Source organism: Erythrobacter donghaensis (assembly GCF_001557325.1).
In the GTDB taxonomy this organism is placed as follows: Bacteria; Pseudomonadota; Alphaproteobacteria; order Sphingomonadales; family Sphingomonadaceae; genus Erythrobacter; species Erythrobacter donghaensis_B.
Genome location: NZ_LSJS01000163.1, coordinates 1 through 5,187 on the forward strand (window position 1 = coordinate 1; position 5,187 = coordinate 5,187).

Below are 5,187 nucleotides of genomic sequence, written 5' to 3' on the forward strand. Positions count from 1 at the left end.
CCCCGCCTGCCCAGCCGGGCCAGCCGCCGATTGCTCAGCCGGGCACGGCGCCCGTGCCCGGCGCTGCCGTCGATCCGGCGAGCCTCCCGCCGCTCCCCGCGATCAGCCGCGAGGATCTTGCCCGGTTGCCGAGCCTCGAGCAGCTGGAAAACATGTCGACCGAGGAGCTCGACCAGCTGCTCGGCCTTGCGCCCAAGAGCGACATTCCGGCCGGCGCGCAGCGGGCGTTGACCCGCGTCGGCGTGCTGGCGGTGGACGAGGGGGGCCTGCCGCCGCTGGCGCTGGCGAACCAGTCGGACAAGCTGGTGCGCGCGGCGCTCAGCGGCACGGAGGGCCCGCTGGTGTCGCGCTGGGGGCATATCCTGCTGCGCCGCGCGCTCGCGAGCCGCCTCGCCGCGCCGCTGGGCATGGATCCGGTCGAATTCGCCGCGCTGCGCGTCGGCCTGCTCAATCGCATGGGCGAGTATGCCCTCGCGCGCGCGGTGGTGCAGGATATCGACACCGCCGACTGGTCGCCCGCGCTGACGCAGGAGGCGCTCTCCGCCTACCTCGCCGCCGGCGACATCACCGGGGCCTGCCCGGCGGTTCGCCTCCAGGGCTCGCAGCGGCAGGATGGCGAGTGGGTGATGTGGCAGGCGATCTGCAACGCCTATGCGGGCGAGAGCGCGCTGGCCGCAACCCAGCTCGACCGCGCGCTGTTCCGCGGTGCGGCGCCGCGGGTCGACGTGCTGCTGGCGCGGCGCTTCGCGGGCGCTGCGGGCCGCGCGCAGCGGGGCGTCAACATCGAGTGGCAGGGGGTGGACGATCTCAACCCCTGGCGCTTCGGCCTCGCCAATGCGGTGGGCGAGCCGCTGCCCGAGGGGCTGCTGGACAGCGCGCTCACTGCGCGCGGCGGGGCCTATTATGCGCGGAGCGGCGCGCTGCTGCCGATGCTCCCCGCGAGCGAGCGCGCGCAGTTCGCCGGACGCGCCGCGCGCGAGGGAATCCTGTCTGCCGATGCGATGGTCGATCTCTATTCCGAGATCCATGCCGATCCGGCCGCGGGCGAGGATCAGAAGGCCCACGCCGCGGCGTTGCGCGAGGCCTATGTCGCGAACGATCCGGCTGCGCGCATTGCCGCGATGCAGCGCCTGTGGGCGGACGGCGCCAAGCTCGGCGGCGGGGATGGCTACGGCGCGCGGGTGCTCACCGCCTATGCCGCCGCGCGCATCCCGGCGAGCGCCGAGCATGCGGACGCGGCGGGCGACCTGATCGCCGCGATGCTCGCCGCCGGGCTCGATCGCAATGCGGCGCGCTGGGCGGACGTCGCTGCGCAGGGCTCGCTGGGCTGGGCGCTGATTGCGCTCGGCGCGCCGAATATCGAGGCGGTCGGCCAGAGCCCGGTCGAGAGCTTCATCGGCAGCGACGCGAGCGACGGCCAGCGCCGATCCGCCTTTCTGGTCGCCGGCCTCGCCGGGATCGGGCGCCTGTCCGAGGGCGACGCCGGCGCGCTCGCGGGCGATCTCGGCTTCGATCTCGCGCGCCAGACCCGCTGGACCGCCGCCATCTCGCGCGCGGCCGAGGTCGGCAATCCGGCGCTGGTGGCGCTGCTCGCCGGGCTGGGGATGCAGGGGAACAGCTGGTCGCAGATGACCCCGCTCCACCTCTACCACATCACCGCCGCGCTGACCCGCGGGGGAATGGTCGCCGAGGCCCGGATGATCGCCGCCGAGGCGGTCGCGCGGGGCTGATGTCCGCCGCCACAGAGGCGTTTCTCGCGATGCTGGCCGCCGAACGGGGCGCCGCGCTCAACACGCTCGCCGCCTACCGCCGCGATCTCGATCAGGCCGAGGCAGCGATCGGCGATCTGGCCGAGACGAGCCGCGATGCTGTCGCCAGCCTCGCCGGCGAATGGGCAAGCCTTGCGCCTGCCAGTGTCGCGCGCAAGGCCTCGGCGCTCCGGCAATTCTTCGGCTTTGCCGTGGACGAGGGCTGGCGGGCCGACGATCCCTCGGGCGCGCTCCCCGCGCCGCGCCTCAGGCGCCCGCTGCCCAGGGTGATGGGCCACGATCAGATCGCCGCCCTGTTCGCCCGCGCCGAGGACGAGGCGGCGGGCGATGAGCCCAAGGCGGTGCGGCTGCTGACGCTGATCGAGCTGCTCTACGGCTCGGGCCTGCGCGCGACCGAACTGGTCGGCCTGCCGCTCAGCGCAGCGCCGCGCGATGCGCCGTTCCTGACGGTGACGGGCAAGGGCGGGGCGACGCGCCTCGTCCCGGTCGGCGGGCGGGCGCTCGAAGCGGTCGGGCGCTGGCTGAGCCTGCGCCCGCAGACACCGCCCTCGCGCTACCTGTTTCCCTCGGGCAAGACCGGGCACCTCAGCCGCGTCCGGCTGTTCCAGCTCCTGAAGGCGCTGGCGGCCCGCGCCGGGCTCGATCCTGCGAGCATCAGCCCCCACGTGCTGCGCCACGCCTTCGCCACCCACCTGCTGGAGGGCGGCGCGGACCTGCGCGTGTTGCAAACCCTGCTCGGCCATGCCGACATTTCGACGACGCAAATCTACACCCATGTCGATGCCGCGCGGCTGGTTGCCCTCGTCAATTCCCGTCACCCGCTTGCAACCCGCACAACATCCGACTAGCCCGCTGCGATGATTTCCTACCTCGATTTCGAGAAACCGGTCGCCGCGCTCGAAGAACGCATCGCGCAGCTGCGCAGCGTCAACGCCTTGCATGATGTCGATGTCGCGAGCGAGATCGCTCGGCTCGAAGCCAAGAGCGCCGAGCTGCTTGCCAGCACCTATGCCTCGCTCACCCCGTGGCAGAAGACCCAGGTCGCCCGGCACCCGCAGCGTCCGCATTTCCGCGACTATGTCGCGCACGCCTTCAGCGACTTCATGCCGCTGGGCGGCGACCGGCTCTATGCCGATGATCTCGCGATCATGGGCGGCTTCGCGCGGCTGGGCGAGCGCCGGGTGATGCTGATCGGGCACGAGAAGGGCCACGATACCAAGACGCGCATTGCGCACAACTTCGGGATGGGTAAGCCCGAGGGCTATCGCAAGGCGATCCGCCTGATGGAGCTGGCGAGCCGATTCGGCCTTCCCGTGGTGACGCTGGTCGACACCTCGGGCGCCTTTCCGGGGATCGAGGCCGAGGAACGCGGCCAGGCCGAAGCCATCGCGCGGGCGACGGAAGCCTGCCTCGCGATCGGCGTGCCGATGGTCGCCGCGATCGTCGGCGAGGGCGGCTCGGGCGGCGCGGTGGCGCTCGCCTCGGCCAACCGCGTGCTGATGCTGGAACACGCGGTCTATTCGGTGATCTCGCCCGAAGGCTGCGCCTCGATCCTGTGGCGCACCTCCGAGAAGGCTCCGGAGGCGGCGCAGGCGATGAAGGTCACGGCGCAGGATCTGAAGCGCATCAATGTGATCGACCGCATCGTCAAGGAGCCGATCGGCGGGGCGCATCGCGATCCGGCCGCAGCCGCCCGGATGCTCGGGCAAGCGCTCGCCGAGGAGGTCGCGACCCTCGCGTCCCATAGCGCCGAACAACTGGTCGCCGCACGCGAAGCCCGTTTCCTCGCCATCGGCGGCTGACAGGAAATCCCAAGTTAAGGTTCCGTTTGCCACGTCCCTGATGCATGAGGCTTGCCCGTGGAGCTGCGCGAAAGCAGCAGGGGGACAGGCGGAAAGGGACGAAAACGATGGCACGACTGGCAAGGAAGGCGCTGGCCTTCGGCGTGGCGACAGGGGCGCTCGCGGGGTGCATGGGGGCAGGCGCGCAGATCCCCTCCGCCTCCACCCCGATCACTCAGGCCGAGGCCAGGCAGGGCGCGGAGTATCACCCGCAGCTGCTCGCCGAATTCGGCGGCGCGATGAGCGGCCCCCATGCCCAATATGTCGAACAGGTCGGCAAGAACATCGCGGTGCAATCGGGCCTCGGCAATGCGCGCGAGAGCTTCACGGTGAGCTTGTTGAACTCGCCGGTGAACAATGCCTTCGCGATTCCCGGCGGCTATATCTACACCACCCGCCAGCTGGTCACGCTGATGAACAGCGAGGCCGAGCTCGCCGCGGTGCTCGGGCACGAGGTCGGCCATGTCGCCGCGCGCCATTCGCAGCGGCGCCAGGCGGCGGCGCAGAAGAACACGCTGCTCGGGCTGGGGGGCGCGATCCTCTCGGGGCTGCTGCTGGGGGATTCGGGACTGGGGCAGACGCTCTCGCGCACCTTCCTGCAGGGCTCGCAGCTGCTGACGCTCAAGTTCAGCCGCAAGCAGGAGCTCGAGGCGGACGGGCTCGGCATCGATTATCTCGGCCGCGCGGGCTATGACCGGCGGGCGATGGGGACGGTGCTGGCGAGCCTTGCCGCACAGAACGCGCTCGACGCGCGGCTTTCGGGGCAGGATGCAAACGTCCCCGAATGGGCCTCGACCCACCCCGATCCGGCCAGCCGGGTGCAGAGCGCGCTCACCCGGGCAGGCGCGCCGGGAACGAGCAGTGTCGTCAATCGCGACACCTTCCTTACCCGGATCGACGGGCTGCGCTATGGCGACGACCCGGCGCAGGGGGTGATCGAGGGCAGCACGTTCATTCACCCCGACCTGCGGCTCGCCTTCACGGCGCCCCAGGGCTTCTACATGGTCAACGGCACGCGCGCGGTGAGCATCCAGGGGCAGGCGGGCAAGGCGCAGATGACGACCGCTGCCTATAACGGCAATCTCGAAAGCTATGTGCGCAGCGCCTTTGCTGCGGCTGGCGGGCAGAACAGCACGCTCGTCCCGCAGACGATCGAGCGCACCACGGTCAACGGCCTTCCCGCGGTGTTCGGCACGGCGCGGGTCAACAGCGGCAATTCGCAAGTCGATCTGGTGGTCTTCGCCTATGAATTCGCGCGCGATCAGGCCTTCCACTTCGTCGCGATCGCGCCGGCCGGTCGGGCCGGGACGTTCAACCCGATGTTCCAGTCGATGCGCCGGATCAGTGCGGCCGAGGCGGGCGCGGTGGTGCCGCGGAAGCTCCAGGTGGTGACCGTGGCGCGCGGCGATACCGTGGCGAGCCTCGCGCGGCGCATGGCCTATGACAGCGCGCAGGAAGAGCGCTTCCGGGTGCTCAACGCGCTGGCCGGCACCGCGACGGTGACGCCGGGTCAGAAGGTCAAGCTGGTGGTGCGCGGCAGGTAAGCCAAACGAAAACGGCGGGGATCGCTCCCCGCC

General features: G+C 71.1%; 4 protein-coding genes. All 4 read left to right on the forward strand.

What is annotated here, in order from left to right; translation table 11 throughout:
* A partial coding sequence (locus AX692_RS09585) for a hypothetical protein (RefSeq protein ID WP_073977647.1) occupies window positions 1–1,730 on the forward strand: 1,730 nt, incomplete at its 5' end.
* Window positions 1,730–2,617: a tyrosine recombinase gene (locus tag AX692_RS09590; RefSeq protein ID WP_073974374.1), complete on the forward strand. Its 888-nt coding sequence runs from the start codon at window positions 1,730–1,732 to the stop codon at window positions 2,615–2,617. The genes AX692_RS09585 and AX692_RS09590, both read left to right, overlap by 1 nt.
* 9 nt (window positions 2,618–2,626) lie before the next feature.
* Window positions 2,627–3,571: an acetyl-CoA carboxylase carboxyltransferase subunit alpha gene (locus AX692_RS09595; protein ID WP_073974375.1), complete on the forward strand. Its 945-nt coding sequence runs from the start codon at window positions 2,627–2,629 to the stop codon at window positions 3,569–3,571.
* 107 nt (window positions 3,572–3,678) lie between these two features.
* Entirely contained in the window at window positions 3,679–5,154 is a 1,476-nt protein-coding gene (locus AX692_RS09600) for a M48 family metalloprotease (protein WP_073974376.1), read from the forward strand.
* Window positions 5,155–5,187 lie beyond the last annotated feature (33 nt).